This is a genomic window from Paraburkholderia sediminicola (assembly GCF_902859805.1).
In the GTDB taxonomy this organism is placed as follows: Bacteria; Pseudomonadota; Gammaproteobacteria; order Burkholderiales; family Burkholderiaceae; genus Paraburkholderia; species Paraburkholderia sediminicola.
In genome coordinates, this window is record NZ_CADIKC010000022.1 from 1 (window position 1) to 16,132 (window position 16,132).

Annotated in this window: 14 protein-coding genes; 7 read left to right on the forward strand and 7 right to left on the reverse strand. The window is 63.5% G+C overall.

The annotated features are described in order from the left end of the window. Positions 1-248: 248 nt before the first annotated feature. Positions 249-1,460, reverse strand: coding sequence for an MFS transporter (locus R8871_RS37395; RefSeq protein WP_093636608.1), 1,212 nt, complete (start codon positions 1,458-1,460; stop codon positions 249-251). A gap of 389 nt (positions 1,461-1,849) precedes the next feature. Here R8871_RS37395 and xdhA point away from each other — a divergent pair, with 389 nt between their 5' ends. From xdhA to xdhC, 3 genes are read left to right on the forward strand one after another with little or no spacing between them, the layout of a single operon-like run. After that, the gene (xdhA, locus tag R8871_RS37400; RefSeq protein WP_175054926.1) at positions 1,850-3,373 is read left to right on the forward strand and encodes a xanthine dehydrogenase small subunit; all 1,524 of its coding nucleotides are present in this window, start codon (positions 1,850-1,852) and stop codon (positions 3,371-3,373) included. A 29-nt stretch (positions 3,374-3,402) separates the two neighbouring features. Beyond that, positions 3,403-5,769 carry a xanthine dehydrogenase molybdopterin binding subunit gene (xdhB, locus tag R8871_RS37405; RefSeq protein ID WP_175054927.1) on the forward strand — a complete coding sequence of 789 codons (2,367 nt, stop codon included), beginning with the start codon at positions 3,403-3,405 and terminating at the stop codon, positions 5,767-5,769. Between the two features lie 60 nt (positions 5,770-5,829). After that, entirely contained in the window at positions 5,830-6,396 is a 567-nt protein-coding gene (gene xdhC, locus R8871_RS37410; RefSeq protein WP_246288037.1) for a xanthine dehydrogenase accessory protein XdhC, read from the forward strand. A 47-nt stretch (positions 6,397-6,443) separates the two neighbouring features. Here xdhC and R8871_RS37415 read toward each other — a convergent pair whose 3' ends face one another. The 3 genes from R8871_RS37415 to R8871_RS37425 all read right to left on the reverse strand — a co-directional run bounded on the left by R8871_RS37415 (position 6,444) and on the right by R8871_RS37425 (position 9,970). Continuing rightward, the gene (locus tag R8871_RS37415; protein WP_175054928.1) at positions 6,444-7,424 is read right to left on the reverse strand and encodes a LysR substrate-binding domain-containing protein; all 981 of its coding nucleotides are present in this window, start codon (positions 7,422-7,424) and stop codon (positions 6,444-6,446) included. A gap of 246 nt (positions 7,425-7,670) precedes the next feature. Continuing rightward, complete coding sequence (locus R8871_RS37420; protein ID WP_093636600.1) at positions 7,671-8,315, reverse strand: 2-hydroxychromene-2-carboxylate isomerase; 645 nt, start codon at positions 8,313-8,315, stop codon at positions 7,671-7,673. A gap of 167 nt (positions 8,316-8,482) precedes the next feature. Next, positions 8,483-9,970 (reverse strand): TAXI family TRAP transporter solute-binding subunit, encoded by a 1,488-nt coding sequence (locus tag R8871_RS37425; protein WP_246288039.1) that lies wholly within the window; start codon positions 9,968-9,970, stop codon positions 8,483-8,485. A gap of 698 nt (positions 9,971-10,668) precedes the next feature. Between R8871_RS37425 and R8871_RS37430 the strand changes: the two genes are divergently transcribed. Continuing rightward, entirely contained in the window at positions 10,669-11,022 is a 354-nt protein-coding gene (locus tag R8871_RS37430) for a BON domain-containing protein (RefSeq protein WP_165184540.1), read from the forward strand. Between the two features lie 234 nt (positions 11,023-11,256). Next, positions 11,257-11,505, forward strand: coding sequence for a hypothetical protein (locus R8871_RS37435; RefSeq protein WP_097391412.1), 249 nt, complete (start codon positions 11,257-11,259; stop codon positions 11,503-11,505). 10 nt (positions 11,506-11,515) lie between these two features. Here R8871_RS37435 and R8871_RS37440 read toward each other — a convergent pair whose 3' ends face one another. Both R8871_RS37440 and R8871_RS37445 read right to left on the reverse strand, forming a co-directional pair. After that, on the reverse strand, positions 11,516-12,304 hold the full coding sequence (locus tag R8871_RS37440) for a sulfite exporter TauE/SafE family protein (RefSeq protein WP_175054929.1): 789 nt from the start codon (positions 12,302-12,304) through the stop codon (positions 11,516-11,518). Positions 12,305-12,460: 156 nt separating this feature from the next. Continuing rightward, entirely contained in the window at positions 12,461-13,378 is a 918-nt protein-coding gene (locus R8871_RS37445; RefSeq protein WP_175054930.1) for a LysR substrate-binding domain-containing protein, read from the reverse strand. A 63-nt stretch (positions 13,379-13,441) separates the two neighbouring features. On the opposite strand from R8871_RS37445, the gene R8871_RS37450 reads away from it, so the two are divergent. After that, positions 13,442-14,344, forward strand: coding sequence for a DMT family transporter (locus R8871_RS37450; RefSeq protein ID WP_175054931.1), 903 nt, complete (start codon positions 13,442-13,444; stop codon positions 14,342-14,344). A 56-nt stretch (positions 14,345-14,400) separates the two neighbouring features. Here the strand turns inward: R8871_RS37450 and R8871_RS37455 are convergent, their stop codons facing one another. Further along, entirely contained in the window at positions 14,401-15,054 is a 654-nt protein-coding gene (locus R8871_RS37455) for a LysE family translocator (protein ID WP_175054932.1), read from the reverse strand. A 179-nt stretch (positions 15,055-15,233) separates the two neighbouring features. Here R8871_RS37455 and R8871_RS37460 point away from each other — a divergent pair, with 179 nt between their 5' ends. Then, positions 15,234-16,127: a LysR family transcriptional regulator gene (locus R8871_RS37460; RefSeq protein WP_175054933.1), complete on the forward strand. Its 894-nt coding sequence runs from the start codon at positions 15,234-15,236 to the stop codon at positions 16,125-16,127. Positions 16,128-16,132: the final 5 nt, after the last annotated feature.

Genomic DNA, 16,132 nt, shown 5'->3' on the forward strand with positions numbered 1-16,132 from the left:
GACCTCGAAAAACGCTGGGCTGGCGCAGGCCCGGAGAAGCCTTCATTGAAAACTGCGCCAGGCAAGGGATTGTTATCGACCCGGCTGTTGCACTTGGTATTTGAAACCGCCCCTACTTTTCTTTGCGGCCGGCAAAGAAAAGTAGGGGCCGCCCCGCACAGGGGCAGCGCTAATAGACCACTAACAAATCAAGGAAAGGCCAAAGCCCTAAGAACACGGCCAAGCAACCGCCAAGCAGGCAAAAAAAATCAAGTAGCCGCAGGCGCATTAGGCGCCCGTGAATTCCTCAAATACATCATCGTCGACAGCACGACCGCCATCGCGGAAGCGACCGCAGCAAACAAAAACACCTGCGCATAACCAAACTCCCCAGCGATATACCCGGCCAACGGCCCCGTAATCCCCAGAGAAAGATCAAGAAACACAGAATAAGCCGACAAAGCCGCCCCACGACTAGCGGGCGGCACAAGCCCAACTGCCTCAACACCAAGAGCAGGAAACACCAAAGCAAATCCAAACCCGGTCAACGCCGCCCCTGCAAGGGCGATATGCGGCTCCGGCGCCAGCCACAACATCAACAACCCGGCACATTCAAAAGAAAACGAAGCAATCGCGACCCGGAACCCACCGTAAGCCTTGATCGTATTGGCGAACAACAAACGCGCCCCGATAAACAGCGTGCCAAAAACAGTCAGCGACAAAGCCGCATTAGGCCAATGCCGCGCCGCATAAAACAGCGTGATAAATGTCGCAATCGACCCAAAGCCGGCCGAACCCAGCGCCAACCCAATCCCATGCGGCAGCACCCGCGTGAACACGCTCCGGTACGACATCCGCTCGCCATGCACGATCGGCACCGGCGCGATAGGCCGCGCCAGGTAAAAACCGAGCGCCGCCAGCAAAATCACCAGAACGCCCAACGCGGCAAACCCGATCGTGTGCGCAATCGCTACGCCAAGCGGCGCGCCAATCGCGAGCGCGCCATAAGTCGCAATACCGTTCCACGAAATTACCCGGGCATTGTTGCTCGTGCCCACTCGGCCGATGCCCCACAAAATCGCGCCGGTGCCGCACAGGCTTTCGCCGAAGCCGAGTACGAGACGGCTGCACACCAGCAGCCCCAGGCTCACCACGGGCCAGCGCCCGCACAACACGGCAAGCAACAACAAGATCCCGCTCGCACCGCAACCCAGCAGGCCGATCGTGACCGTCCGCTTCGGCCCCAACGTGTCGGCCGAGCGGCCGGCGAGCGGTCGCGATGCCAGCGTCGCCAGGTACTGAACGCTGATCGCCGCGCCGGCCAGAATCGCGCTGTAACCCAGGTCATCGTGGACGTAGCCCGGCAGCACCGCGAGCGGAATTCCGATCGTCAGGTAGCAAAGAAACGTGAAAAAGACGACCGGAATGATCTGCATGGTCGTCGCAAATTCGCTGCGCGGTGTCGCTGAGTCGGTGGACATGGGGAAAACGAGACTTGAAAACGGCGGGAAGGCGTGATTTTCCCATGGAACCGATTCCCTTGCAGGGATTGCTTAATACTTTTGATGGCTAAATAACGGTGCCGGATCGATATAGTGGTCCGTTTTCACCCTGCATGAGCGGTCCTTTGACGTGAAGCGGGTGAGTGGACCCAGGTCGGCAATGGCGGTAAAGCTATGATTGTTGTAAAAATGTGGCAAAACAGCCATATCAACATAAGCCAACCGGCCCCCAAACCCATCTCTATATCGTTTCGCGAATATGTCCCGCATGCGATCCCCGCTATGGGTTGTATTTATTGATGGTGATAGTTTTCGAACCATCATCGCAGCACGTCCCAACGGACACAGAACATTGAGAGTAACGAGACATGACTGAGCCGATTCGCTTCTACCACCGCAACGCGATCCGTGAGATCAAGGATGCGCCCGTCACCCGCACCGTCCTGCAGTATTTGCGCGAAGACGTGCATTGCACCGGCACCAAGGAAGGCTGCGCCGAAGGCGACTGCGGCGCGTGCACGGTCGTGATCGGCGAGCGTAACGAGGCGGGCGGCGTCGATTTCAAGGCGGTCAACGCCTGCATCCAGTTTGTGCCGACGCTGGACGGCAAAGCGCTCTTCACCGTCGAGGACCTGCGTCAGCCGGACGGCTCGCTGCATCCGGTGCAGGAAGCGATGGTCGAGTGCCACGGTTCGCAATGCGGCTTCTGCACACCGGGTTTCGTGATGTCGATGTGGTCGCTGTACGAAAAGCACGGTCACGAACATAGCTGCGCAAATAAAACCGTGCCGTCGCGTGACGAGATCAGCAACGCGCTGACGGGCAATCTGTGCCGCTGCACCGGCTATCGTCCGATCGTCGACGCGGCCGTGCGCATGTTCGAAGCGCCCGCGCCGAAAGCACCGGTCAATATCGAAGCGTTGTCGAACACGCTCGCCACGCTCGAGCGCAAGGACACGTTCCATTACCAGCATGCCGGCCAGCAGTTCGACGCGCCGCGCACGGTCGAGGCGCTCGCGAAGATCAAGGAAGCCGAACCCGCCACGCGTATTCTCGCCGGCAGCACGGACATCGGTCTGTGGGTCACCAAGATGATGCGCGACTTGGGCAACATCGTGTATGTCGGGCAGATCGCCGAATTGCAGAAGCTCGAAACCAACGACGACTGGATCGAGATCGGCGCGGGTGTGAGCGTCGAAAAGGCCTATACGGAAATCATCAAGCAGTACCCGGAACTGTTCGAAATGCAGCAGCGCTTTGCGTCGCTGCCGATTCGCAATGCCGGCACGCTCGGCGGCAATATCGCCAACGGCTCGCCGATCGGCGATTCGATGCCCGGCCTGATCGCGCTCGGCGCGCACGTGATCGTGCGTGGCGGCGAGATCGAGCGCGAAATGCCGCTCGAAGATCTGTACCTCGCGTATCAGAAGAAGGATATGGCGGAGCATGAGTTCGTCGTTGGCCTGAAAGTGCCATCGCGCACCGGCGTGCGCAAGAACCTGCAGTTCCGCACGTACAAGCTGTCCAAGCGCTTCGACTCGGACATCTCGGCGGTGTGCGCGGCGTTCTCGTTTATCGCCGACGGCAACCTGATCCGCGAGCCGCGCATTGCGTTCGGCGGCATGGCCGCCACCTCGAAGCGCGCGACGCACGCTGAAGCCGTGCTGCGCGACGCCGAATGGCACGAAGCCACCGCGCAAGCCGCGATGCTCGCGCTCGGCAACGACTACGCGCCGCTCTCCGACATGCGCGCGACCAGCAACTACCGCCTCGAAGCAGCGAAAAACACCTTGTATCGCTTCTGGCTCGAAACGCGTCCGAACAATCCGCTGCCCAAGAGCGCACTGGATGTTCGTGCAGTCGCCGCCGCTTGCGCGCCGGTCGGCGCTTAAGAAGCCAAAGGATACGGAGAACCCACACAATGAATCAGCAAGCCGAACCGTTCCTGAAAGACCTCAAGGAGCTCGACGACTTTACCCAGGTCCACGTCTCGCGTCCGCACGAGTCCGCACATCTGCACGTGAGCGGTCGCGCCACGTACACCGACGACATCCCGACGCTCGCCGGCACGCTGCACGCTGCGCTCGGGCTGTCGCCGAAAGCGCACGCGAAGATCGTCTCGATGGCGCTCGACAAAGTGCGCGCCACGCCCGGCGTGGTCGCGATCTTCACCGCGGGAGATATCCCCGGCGTCAACGACGTGGGTCCGATCATTCACGGCGACGATCCGATTCTTGCGGACGGTGTCGTGCAATACGTCGGCCAGCCGATGTTCATCGTGGTCGCGACCTCGCATGAAATCGCGCGCCTCGCTGCGCGCCGCGCCGAAGTCGTGTACGAAGAATTGCCGGCCATTCTCACCGCGCAACAGGCCCGCGCCGCGAACCAGCACGTTTTGCCGCCGATGAAACTCGCGCGCGGCGAAGCCGATACGAAGATTGCCCGCGCGGCTCGTCGCGAAGCCGGCGAGATGCTGCTCGGCGGCCAGGAGCAGTTCTATCTGGAAGGCCAGATTTCGTACGCGGTGCCGAAAGACGACGACGGCATGCACGTCTACTGTTCGACGCAGCACCCGACCGAAATGCAGCACATGGTCGCGCACGCCTTGGGCGTGGCGTCGCACAACGTGCTGATCGAATGCCGCCGCATGGGCGGCGGTTTCGGCGGCAAGGAATCGCAATCGGGTCTGTTCGCGTGCTGCGCGGCGCTCGCTGCATGGAAGCTGCTGTGCCCGGTCAAGCTGCGTCCGGACCGCGATGACGACATGATGGTCACCGGCAAGCGCCACGATTTCCACTACACGTACGAAGTGGGCTACGACGACAAGGGTGTGATCGACGGCGTGACGGTCGACATGACCTCGCGTTGCGGCTTTTCCGCCGACCTGTCCGGTCCGGTGATGACGCGCGCGCTGTGCCACTTCGACAACGCGTACTGGCTCTCCGACGTCACGATCGACGGCTTCTGCGGCAAGACCAACACGCAATCGAATACCGCGTTCCGCGGCTTCGGCGGTCCGCAAGGCGCGTTCGCGATCGAGTACATCATGGACAACGTCGCGCGTTCGGTCGGCGAGGATTCGCTCGACGTGCGCCGTCGCAATCTGTATGGCAAGACCGAGCGCAACCAGACGCCGTATGGTCAGGTGGTCGAAGACAACGTCATTCACGAACTGATCGACGAACTCGAAGCAACCAGCGAGTACCGCGCGCGCCGTGCGGCGATCAACGAGTTCAACGCGAACAACGAAGTGCTGAAGAAGGGTCTGGCGCTCACGCCGGTCAAGTTCGGCATCGCGTTCAATGTGACCCACTTCAACCAGGCCGGCGCGCTGGTACACATCTACACCGACGGCTCGGTGCTGGTGAACCACGGCGGCACCGAAATGGGCCAAGGTTTGAACACCAAGGTCGCGCAGGTCGTGGCGCATGAACTGGGTATCGGCTTTAACCGCATCCGCGTTACGGCGACCGATACGAGCAAGATCGCCAATACCTCGGCGACTGCTGCATCGACGGGTTCGGACCTGAACGGCAAGGCTGCGCAAGACGCCGCGCGCCAGTTGCGCGAACGTCTGTCAGCGTTCGCTGCCGAGCGCTTCGGCGCAGGGCAGGTGGCCGCCTCCGAAGTGCGTTTCGTGCACGACCGCGTGGTGGTCGGCGAGATGATCGTGCCGTTCGAAGAAGTGATTGCGAAGGCCTACGTCGCGCGCGTCCAGCTCTGGTCGGACGGCTTCTACGCAACGCCGAAGCTCTACTGGGATCAATCGAAGCTGCAAGGCCGGCCGTTCTACTACTACTCGTACGGCGCGGCCGTATCGGAAGTGGTGATCGACACGCTGACCGGCGAAATGCGCGTGCTGCGCGCGGACGCTTTGCATGACGTGGGCGCATCGCTGAACCCGGCGCTCGACGTCGGCCAGGTGGAAGGCGCGTTCATCCAGGGCATGGGCTGGCTCACGACCGAAGAACTGTGGTGGAACGCCGGCGGCAAGCTGATGACGCACGCACCGTCGACCTACAAGATTCCGACCGTCAACGATACGCCGCCCGATTTCCGCGTGCGCCTGTTCAAGAACCGCAACGCGGAGGACAGCATCCATCGTTCGAAGGCGACCGGCGAGCCGCCGCTGCTGCTGCCGTTCTCGGTGTTCTTTGCCGTGCGCGATGCGGTGTCGGCCGTGGGCGACCATAAGGTCAATCCGCCGCTGAATGCGCCCGCGACCAGCGAGGAAATCCTGAAGGCAGTCGGCGCAGTGCGGGCAGCAACCGCAGCGGCGCGGCAGTAAAGCGCAACTGGCCAGCTAAGGACAATCGTGCAAACATCGAAACTCACTGGAATGATCGCCATGAACGACTTTTCTTCCGTTCAGATCGGCCGGCGCAGCGCCGTGCAAGCGCCGCGTCCGGCGCCGATGCACATCGTGCTGTTCGGCGCGGGGCACGTCGGCCATGCGCTCGTCACGCTGCTCGGCAGCTTGCCGTGTGTCGTTCAGTGGGTCGACGAGCGTGACGAACTGTTCCCCGACGAAACGCCGGCTAACGTGCAGATCGAAGCGACCGACACGCCCGACGCAATCGTCGACACGGCGCCGCCCGGCGCGTATTTCCTCGTGATGACGCATAACCACGCGCTCGATTTTTCGCTCGCCGCACGCATCATGCGGCGGCGCGATTTCACCTACTTCGGCATGATCGGGTCGAAGACAAAGCGCGTGAAATTCGAGCGTCGTTTGCTGGATCGGGGCGTGGATCTGGACCGGCTGGTGGAGATGACGTGCCCGATCGGCGTGACCGGCATTGTGGATAAAGCGCCTTCGGCGATCGCGGTCGCAGTGTGTGCCGAGTTGCTGCAGATCCGTTCACGTCAAACCGCGGCTCAGGCGGCAATGCAGAAGCTTTGCGCGAGCGTCTAGGCGGAGACAGCCTTCAAACGCAACGTCTCAAGCATCACACCACAACGTCAGCCCTCCGCGGCTGACGTTTCTTTTTTCGCCGGCCGTTTCGCGCGCCGCACTTTTTGCGCGATCAATTCATCCGACACTTGCGACATCAGCGTGCGCAGCCAGCCGACATCGCTCGGCCGGTCCGGCTGCGGATGCCATAGCTGATAGCACTTGATGCGCGGAAACGGAATCGGCACTTCGACCACGGCGAGCGGCAGGATGCTCGCGTAGTGCACCGCGAAACGGCGCGTGGTCGTGAAGATCAGATCCGATTGCAACAGCGTTTGCGGCACGAGGCCGAAGTAGGGCAGCGTGGCGACGATGCGCCGCTCGGCGCGAGCCCTGGCGAACCCGATGTCGACGGCGCCGCCGCTTGCGCCGCTATAAGGCGTTGGCGCGAGATGCGGCGCGGCGAGATACGCTTCGCGCGTCATCGGTGTGCGCGCGAGCGGATGATCGGCGCGCATCAGGCACACCACCGTGTCGGAGAACAGATCGCTGCGCTCGAAACGCGGATCAGGCTTCGGCCAGTTGCCGATCACCAGATCGAGTTCACCGGCATCGAGCGCGGCCGAATGGTCGAGCATCGGGCTGAGTGAATCGATCTCCAGACGCGCATGCGGCGCCGCTTCGCGAAACTGCGCGATCACGGTGGGCATGAAGAAATCATTCAGATAATCCGGCGCGGCCACGCGGAAGGTCCGGCGCGAGCGGCCGGCATCGAAGTCGCCATGCGGCGTGGCCACGAAATCGACTTCACGCAGCACGCGTTGCGCTGAGGCCAGCAAGGATTCGCCATATTCGGTCGGCACCATGCCCGATTTGCCGCGTACGAGGATCGGATCGTTCAGTGTCTCGCGCAGTTTGCGCAGCGCGGTGCTGATAGCGGGCTGGGTCTGATTCAGACGCAGCGCGGTTTGTGTGACGCTGCGCTCGACGATCAGCGTGCGCAGCACGCGCACGAGCCAGATATCGAGGGAAGCGGCGGAATCGTCCATGGTTTAGGCGAGGCGATGCAAGCAGGTCGGGCCCGGATGAAGCGTCGTACGGAGCCGCCCGCGAGCCAGATCGCAAGAGCGGGGCGCAAAGGTTATAACCTTAGGCCCGTTTGCGGTGTGGCGGCATAGCAGGCACGGTATGGCCGGCATCAGGACGGCCTTTTTGACGGCATCACGTCCGAAAAGACCTGCGCAAGCACAGGCACGGCGTGCCTGTTTGCACAAATATTACGTATTGCTTTCGTTTTAGTCGTCGGCAAGGCCCGAAGGCAGTGAACTGATCCGCTTCACTTCCTTCGAGTCGAGCCAGTTCGGCGTGCGCGCGCAATACAGCACCATAGGCAATGCGTCCTCGCCCCAGAACAACTGGTCGTTCAGACGGAAGGTCGGCACGCCGTAGACGCCCAGACCGATTGCATCGGTAGTGTTGCGCTGTAATTGCGCCTTCACTTCTTCATCTTTGATCAGCTCCGGGCCGTCCGGCATGCCGACGCGCTCGCACAGTTCGGCGAATGCGCCATTGCTCGACGGATCGCGGCCTTCGCGCCAGATAAAACGGAAGATCTCGCGCACGAAGCTGATGTCGCCCTTCGCCGCGGTGGCGAGCAGGAGCGGCTTCATCGAGTCGAACGGATGGGCCGGCGGCATCTTGAACGGAATGCCGAGCTGGTCCGCGCGAAACAGTGCGTGGCGGTACAGGAAGGTGCGTTTGGCGGGCACGCTATAAGCGGGCCGCTGGCCCCAGTGGCGATACAGCTCGTTCAGCACGACCGGCGTGAACGCGAAGTCGAAGCCCGGCCACTTGTCGTGTTGCTCGAGCAACAGGTAGGTGAACGGCGAGACAAAATCGTAAAACCACTGCGGTTGCCTGGCGTCGATGCCTACGGTCATAAGTGTCTCCCGGATTGCCCTTTCCGAACGGTGTCGTCTGCTGCACCGTCGGAATTGTAATGATCTTACGCGGTGCAGCCGCCGCTTGCACCCGTCAATGTGGATTTGGACCTGGGATGGCCGACACGGCGGACGCCAAACTCGACCACGTGGGTCGAGCCGGGCCCTTAGGCGTGGCGGCCGGCCGAAGGCTCGTCGGCCTCGTCGGCTCCCCGCGCTTCGGGTGATTCCGTTGTGGCATCGGCTTCTGATGCGCGCGCCGAAGCGGGTGGCTGCGGCTCGTCGTCCGGGTCCCCGGCTGCGTCGCGCTGAGCCTCGCGGCTATGCGTAAGCCTCTCGCGCACGAAGCCGATATGCTCGCGCAGCACGTAGAACTGATCCGCATAGGCGAGCGGCATTTTTAGCCCGTTCACCGATTCTTCGATCGCATCGAGCCGCTCGATCAGCGTGGCGCGTTCTTCCGCCGAGTGCTCGCTGAGCGCGCTGCGCTCGATCGCGATCAGCGCGCCGTACCAGCGGTAGATGCGCGATTTCACCCGCCACGTGTACAGCGAGGGCACGACGCGCAGCGCCGGAATCAGCAGCACGATCAGCGGCACCACGACCACCAGCAACCGGTCCGCGAGACTTGCCAGCCAGAACGGCAGGATCCGGTAAAGGAAGCTCTTGCCTGACTTGTAGTAGCGGGCGGCGTCGTCGCTGATCGGGAAATCGTGGGCGAGCGGCGCGGGGAATTCGCCGGCGCGCTGCATGATGTTTGCCTTGCCGTGGACTTCGCGTGCCGCTTCGATCAGCAGATCGGAGAGCGCGGGATGCAACGAGTCGCGCGCCACCAGTTCGGCGGTCGGCGCGACCATATGAATCGGCGTGGACGGCAGATTCTTGCCGAGGTCGAACGCGCCCATTGGCATCTGGAGCTGGGTCAGATACGGAAAACGGCGTGTGTAAGCGTCGGCCTGGGTGAAGTCGTAGAACTGCACGTTCGGCGTGCGATAGAGCTTGCCCATCACCGCCGGTTGCGCCGAATCGCCGGCCAGAAAAGCGGCGTCGATTTTGCCGGTGACGAGTGCCTGGGCGGCGTCGTCGCCCGAGAGCGGCAGCAGTTTGGTCGGGCCGCCCGGCACGATGCCGTTGGCCTTGAGCAGCGCGAGCGCCAGTTCGCGCGTGCCGCTGCCTTCGGCGCCGACCGCGAGGCGCAAGCCCTTGAATTCGGAGAGCCGCGAGATCGTCGGGCCGTGATAGAAGATCGCCAGCGGCACATAGGCCACGCTGCCGAGCGACATCAAGCCCTCGTTCGCCGGGCCGGGCGCGACCCCGTCCTGCACGAAGCCGACGTCGACGTTCGACTTCGGGTCTGAGAGCCGTTTGAGATTCTGCAGCGAGCCTTCCGAGGGCAAGACGTTCAGGGTGATACGGTTGCGCGCCAGAATCTCCTTGTACTTCTGGGCCGCATTCCAGAAGGTGCTGCCTTCGGGGCCGGCGCTGATCGTCAGCGTGCTGGGCGGGGCGGGCTGGATCAGGCGCACGGCGACCCAGATCGCCGCGACGGCGATCAGCACGAGCGGTCCGAACGAGACCGCCAGATCGCGCCAGGAAATCGCCACGAAACGGGCGACGAGACGGGGAGGGCGTTTGCGGCCGGTGGCTGGCTTCATCGGGTGACGTGACGGCTACGGTCGAAAGTGAACAGGATGGTGGCGTTTGCGGCACGCGAACCGCAGCGAAGCGTTCGCGCCATGCCGGGCTGGCTGCCGTGCAGGACATACAAACCGCGCAAACCGCGCGGCAGCGCGTCGCGCCGATGGTACCTGAGATTCGCGCGGCGGCGCAGCGTCCAGCCGGCGCGGGCGCCGTCAAACCCGTAACAATTCGTGAACGACGCGTGAACGACGCGTGACCTGTATATGAACGTCCCATGAACGACACATTAACTGGCCGGCCACGCATGCCCGAACCAGAATATGAACGGCGCATGAACAAAACACGCCCAATGCCCGCTCCGACAACCGGAACGCGCCGCAACGTATGACTAAACCCTTTGCGCTTCTGGCGCGGCTAGATTAAATTGTGGTTCGCTGCCGCGAACAGATGTTTGCACAGCGTGACCCGGCACGACAGACAAGAACCGGGCGCGCTGGCGGACCTCGCGGCTTGCCGGCTCCCGTGTCGCATTGCATGCGTGGCATCGCATGCGACTAACGGCGGCTGGCCTCTCTCGCCTCTCGCACACCGTGTCGCAGCCATAGTCGGCCGTCGCTGAGCCGCGCATTGTCGCGTCTCGCATGGCCGCCGGTAGTCGTAACGAAGCCGCTTGTACATGCGGTCCAATGTGTAGCTAAGGAGAATAGAAACTATGAAATCGGTCGGTTTTCTGAAAACGCTGGGCTCGGTTGTGGCAATGGTGGTGGCGTGCAATGTGTACGCTCAGGCAAGCGATGCAACGGCTACGGGCACGACCGCGGCGCCGGCTGCAAGCGCCAAGACCGTCAAGAAGGCCAATAGCCAGCTGGGTCGCAAGGTGCGCAGCGCGCTCGCCAAGGCGCAAGGCATCGACGTCTCGAACATCGCCGTGCGCGCTCGTGGCGGTGCAGTGACGCTGACGGGTTCGGTGCCTGACCAAGGCCAGATCGACGCTGCGGGTGAAGCGGCCAAGGGCGTTGCCGGCGTGACGTCGGTGTCGAACAAGCTGACCGTTGTGCAGCAGTAAGACGCTTGCAACGAGCGGGCCGCGATAAGCGGCCTGCATAAGCGAGGGCTCCGGCGAATACCCGGAGCTTTTTTTTCGCTTTATTTTTCGTAGCGGTGATTTTTGAAGCGGTGATGATGAGTCGGCCGGTATCGGGCTGAGCGCCGGCGCTGCAACAGCGCGTCTGTGCGCTGTGACACACTATCGACGCAGCGCGAAGCGTACTGTGATGCAAGCGGAACCGGAGTCAACGCCATGGAAACTACGCATCTGCGTTATACCGATCTGCCGATCAGCGATCGGGCGGCTTTCGAACTGGTATGTGCGCGGCATGGATTTGCGCCAGCGCATTTCGACATCAGCGCCTGCCCGGATCCGGGCGATGCCGCACACGAGCGCCTTGTCACGGTTCGGCGCGGCGGCTGGGCGCAGTCGTATCACGACCATCACGGTCAATGGGTCAGGCAGTTCGAGACCGATCTGACCTGCCGGTTTTTCAAATAGCGCGGCTGCTTTATGACAGCACGAGGCGCACGCCGACCAGCGTGAGCGTGGCGGCGAGCACGTTGCGCAGCAGCGCGTCCGGTGCGCGCGACGACAGATAACTGCCGATCGCGATGCCCGGCAATGATCCCACCAACAGCGACAGCAGCATCGACCAGTCGACCGAACCCAGCAGCCAGTGACCGGCGCCCGCCAGCAGTGTAAGCGGCACCGCGTGCGCGATATCGGAGCCGACGATGCGCGTGGTCGGCAGTAACGGATACAGCAGCAGCAACACCGTCACGCCAATGGCGCCCGCACCCACCGAGGTCAGCGACACCAGCACGCCCAGCACTGCGCCGGTCAGCATGGTGAGCGCGAGCGTACGCCCTTGCCTCGGCGCACGCTGACGGCGCGCGCCGAGCGCCGCGAGCTGTGGGCGGAAGATCAGCGCCACGGCCGTGACCAGCAAGGCGGCGCCGAGCACGATCTGGATCAGCCGGCTCGCGCCGGGCGTGTCCATGCCGTACCGATGCAGCAGAATCAGGGTGATGGTCGCCGCCGGTACGCTGCCGGCCGCGAGACGCAGGGTGATCTGCCAGTCGACAGAGCCTTTCAGGCCGTGCACCAGCGTGCCAGTCGCCTTGGTGGCGGCCGCGTACAGCAGATCGGTGCCCACCGCGGTAGCCGGATGCACGTTGAACAGCAGGACCAGGATCGGCGTCATCAGCGAGCCGCCGCCGACACCCGTCAGGCCGACCAGAAAGCCGACGAACAGGCCGGAGACGGAGTACAGCAGATTGATGTGGGGAAGAGCCATTGAGCAGACCGGTGACGGTCGGGTGGGTTGGACAGGTTAGACGGCAAGGCCGGTGCGCACTTGCCTTCGAGCGCTGGGGCATCCCGGCGGCAGGCCCGCGACAGCGCGGCGAAAGCCGCTATTGTCGCAAAACTGCCGTGCTTGCGTATGAAGTTGCTACGACCTGTCTTGCTGGTCTACCTGCATCCGGTCGATCAGCGTTAGCACTTCGGGCCGGCTCTCGCCCTTTGCATGCACGAAGTAATACGTCAGCGGCGAGGCGACTTCGTGGCGGCTCACCCGCACGAGGCCGCTCTTCTGCAGATACGCATCGGCCAACGGCACGCGCGCCAGCGCCACGCCGAGTCCCGCTTCGGCGGCGGCCAGCACCAGTGTGTAGTCTTCGAAACGCCGGTCCTGGGCGCGCGGCTTCAGCGGAATAGCCAGTGCGCCGAACCACGCGCGCCAGCCCGTCACATCCGAGTCGTGCAGCAACGGCACATCGAGCAGCGCGGCGTCGCCATGTTTGTGCCGCTGCTTCGCGAGGCGCGCGGCGAGCGAAGGATGCGCGACCGGATAAAGCGTCTCCGGCAGGAACGGTTTGACCTCGAGCTGACGCCAACTGCCGCGCCCGTAGCGAATCGCCAGGTCCGCTTCGCCGCCGGCGATGTCCACGTTGCGATGATCGATATCGAGCTGGATGCGCAGCGCCGGGGCGGCGCTCTCGAATGCCGCCTGACGCTCGAAGAACCACAGTTTGGCGAACGCGGGCACCACGCTCAGCTTGACCAGTTGCGGGCTGCGCGGCGAGCGCCACTGATCCGCCGCGCTATCGATGATGCCGAACGCCTGCTCGATACGCCCCACGAAGCGCTGCCCGTCCGGCGTCAGCCGCACGCCGCGCGCATGGCGTTCGAACAAAGTCATGCCGAGCCAGTTTTCGACCGCGGCCACCCGCCGGCTGATCGCGCCGTGCGTCAATCCGGCGGCTTCGGCAGCGGCGAGAAACGAGCCTTCGCGGGCGACGGCGCAGACGGTTTCGAGACTCGCGAGCGGCGGTCGCGCCGACGAGGCCGGTGAAGAGGTGTGAGCCATATTCACATCACGATATTCATTTGTGCGCTAGCTTAGCAGCTCGCGGCGCGGCACCATCTGCGCATGAACACACTTACTTCGTCCCCATCGCCCCGCTCCGCGCGGCAGCCGCTGCTGGCCGCAGGCGCGGTCGCTTTCACCATCGTGTCGTGGGCGTCCGCCTTTCCCTTCATTCGCATCGGCTTGCAGGGTTTGGCGCCTTTGCCCTTGGCGGCGGCGCGTTTCGCCACTGCGGCGCTGCTGGTGATCGCATGGCTTGCCTACCGGCGCCCGCCGTTGCCGACATGGCGCGACGGTTTGCGTTTCGTGCTGTGCGGTTTTCTCGGCATCGCGCTTTACAACGCACTGCTCAATACCGGCGAGAAAACGGTGGCGGCAGGCGCGGCGAGTTTCATCGTCAATACGCTGCCGATTTTCACGGCGCTGCTGGCAGCCGTGTTTCTCGGCGAGCGATTCAATCGGTGGGGATGGCTCGGTTCCTTAGTCAGTCTTGGCGGCATCGCGGTGATTGCGCGGGGGCAGCCCGGCGGCCTGACGCTCGGCGCAGGCAGTACGCTGATTCTCGGTGCGGCGCTGTGTTCGGCGAGCTACTTCGTGCTGCAGCGGCGCCTGATTCCGGTCTACGGGGCATTGACCTGCACCGCCTACACGTTGCTGGCAGGAGCGGTGTTGCTGGCGCCGTGGCTGCCGGGCGCGTTGAGTTCGCTTGGCAGTGCGCCGCACGGCACGTTGCAGGCGGTGCTGGTGCTCGGCGTGTTTCCGGCGGCGCTCGGTTATGCAACGTGGATGTTCGCGCTGGGCTACTTCGGCGCGGCGCGCGCGGCCAATTTCCTGTATCTGACGCCTGCGGTGGCGACGGCATTGTCCGCAGTGCTGACCGGCGAGCGTCCGGGACTGGCGACGCTCTGCGGTGGTTTGATGGCGATTGCCGGTGTGGTGTTCGTCGCGTTGCGCGGCCGCGCGTGATGAGTCAGAAGGCGCATCGTTCGTCGAGCGACTTTGCGCAGTCGCGCTAAGCCTCTTCAAAGCGCGCGGCGAATCTCGACGATACCGAACGCCGCGAGCGTAATCCCGACGATCCGGTCGATCGCGACGCGCAGCTTGCTGCCGATCGCATGGCGCGCAAGCGACACCACGGTCACGAGAAAACACCACCACGCGATTGAACCGCAAAACACACCGCCAACGGTGGTCAATGCGATGCTCGACGAAAACGCGCCACGCGGCGCGAGCGTCGTGAACAGCGCGGCAAACATGATGACGGTTTGCGGGTTGGTCAGCGTGAGCAGCAATGAACCTGCATACGCGCGCAGGGCGCCGGCGCGGCCCACCTGCGCGAGCTTGCCGTTGCCGTCGTTGTTGCCATTGCCGTTTGCCGCATCGGCGGGCGCTTTTTGCAGCAGCGTCCGCACGCCGAGATATAGCAGAAACAACCCGGCGAGCAGATGCAAGGGCCGGTCGTAGGCGAGCATGAACTGCGAAATGCCGACCAGGCCGAGTGCCGCGATCAGGCCATAAACCGCATCGCCGGTCGCAATGCCGAAACCGATTGCGAGCCCCGCGCGCGGACCGCCGGTCAGCGTGCGGCGGATGCACAGCATGCCCATCGGGCCGACCGGCGCGGCAATCGCGAGGCCGACGCCCGCGGAGGTGACGAAGAGACTGGCGGTGGACATGGGAGAGCCTTGGTCAGTTGTTCTGATTGCGCAGTTTGCCACACGATTGGCGGTCACGACCCGGCGCGCGATCGACGACGCAAACCGGCATGCCGGCCGTGGATACCCTGGGATGGACTTGGGCGCAGTCTTCCTCGGGCATAATTTTCCCACTTCAAACATCCAGGGCGCGCCCGTTCATGTGGCAAATCGATCAGGTGACGTTGCGCTTGTTCATCGCCGTCTGCGAGGAAGGCACGATCGCGCGGGCGGCCGAACGCGAGTTCATCGCGCCATCCGCGGTCAGCAAGCGGCTTGCCGATCTCGAGGCGCTGGTCGACGTCGCGCTGCTCTCGCGCAGCCAGCGTGGCGTGCGCGCGACCGCCGCCGGTGAGGCGCTCCTCAGGCACGCACGGCTCATCATGCGCGGCCACGAACGTTTGCAGGCTGAACTCAGCGAATACGCGGCCGGTGCGCGCGGTCATGTACGTGTGCTGGCGAATGTGTCTTCGATGGTCGAGTTTCTGCCCGAGGCGCTGTCGGTGTTTCTGAAGGCCAATCCGCAGATTCGTGTCGACGTCGAAGAGCGTGTCAGCGCCGAGATCGTGCGCGGTCTGGAAGAGGGCGTGGCGGACCTCGGCATTTGCCGCGATGTGGTGCCGATGGGCAGCCTCGATGTGCTGCCGTATCGCTCCGATCATCTCGCGCTGATCGTGCCGCGTGATCATGCGCTGGCTGGTGAAACTGCGGTTGGCTTCGAGCAGACCCTGTCGTTCGATCATCTCGGGCTCGCATCGAATGCATCGGTGAACGCGCTGATGCAACGCATCGCGATGGAAAAAGGCAGCGAGCTCAACTACCGAACCTATGTGTCGACCTTCGACGCCGCCTATCGTTTTATCCAGGCCGGTCTTGCCGTCGCGATCCTGCCGAGCGAGGCGCTGCCCAAACATGCGGCTGACGAATACGGCATCGTCGCCGTGCCCTTGCGCGAAGCATGGGCCGAGCGGCGCTTCGTGATCTGCATGCGCGACCGCAAGGCGCTGACGCTGACGGCGGCGCATTTACTCGACCATCTGCTGCGTTCGGTTTGAGCGGG

What these genes read in the sequence shown, in the direction of transcription:
- R8871_RS37445 (WP_175054930.1), bottom strand. Translation starts at nt 13,378, where the DNA reads ATGGCTCACACCTCTTCACCGGCCTCGTCGGCGCGACCGCCGCTCGCG.
- R8871_RS37460 (WP_175054933.1), top strand. Translation starts at nt 15,234, where the DNA reads ATGTGGCAAATCGATCAGGTGACGTTGCGCTTGTTCATCGCCGTCTGC.
- R8871_RS37430 (WP_165184540.1), top strand. Translation starts at nt 10,669, where the DNA reads ATGAAATCGGTCGGTTTTCTGAAAACGCTGGGCTCGGTTGTGGCAATG.
- R8871_RS37455 (WP_175054932.1), bottom strand. Translation starts at nt 15,054, where the DNA reads ATGTCCACCGCCAGTCTCTTCGTCACCTCCGCGGGCGTCGGCCTCGCG.
- R8871_RS37440 (WP_175054929.1), bottom strand. Translation starts at nt 12,304, where the DNA reads ATGGCTCTTCCCCACATCAATCTGCTGTACTCCGTCTCCGGCCTGTTC.
- R8871_RS37425 (WP_246288039.1), bottom strand. Translation starts at nt 9,970, where the DNA reads ATGAAGCCAGCCACCGGCCGCAAACGCCCTCCCCGTCTCGTCGCCCGT.
- R8871_RS37415 (WP_175054928.1), bottom strand. Translation starts at nt 7,424, where the DNA reads ATGGACGATTCCGCCGCTTCCCTCGATATCTGGCTCGTGCGCGTGCTG.
- xdhB (WP_175054927.1), top strand. Translation starts at nt 3,403, where the DNA reads ATGAATCAGCAAGCCGAACCGTTCCTGAAAGACCTCAAGGAGCTCGAC.
- R8871_RS37395 (WP_093636608.1), bottom strand. Translation starts at nt 1,460, where the DNA reads ATGTCCACCGACTCAGCGACACCGCGCAGCGAATTTGCGACGACCATG.
- R8871_RS37420 (WP_093636600.1), bottom strand. Translation starts at nt 8,315, where the DNA reads ATGACCGTAGGCATCGACGCCAGGCAACCGCAGTGGTTTTACGATTTT.
- xdhA (WP_175054926.1), top strand. Translation starts at nt 1,850, where the DNA reads ATGACTGAGCCGATTCGCTTCTACCACCGCAACGCGATCCGTGAGATC.
- xdhC (WP_246288037.1), top strand. Translation starts at nt 5,830, where the DNA reads ATGAACGACTTTTCTTCCGTTCAGATCGGCCGGCGCAGCGCCGTGCAA.
- R8871_RS37435 (WP_097391412.1), top strand. Translation starts at nt 11,257, where the DNA reads ATGGAAACTACGCATCTGCGTTATACCGATCTGCCGATCAGCGATCGG.
- R8871_RS37450 (WP_175054931.1), top strand. Translation starts at nt 13,442, where the DNA reads ATGAACACACTTACTTCGTCCCCATCGCCCCGCTCCGCGCGGCAGCCG.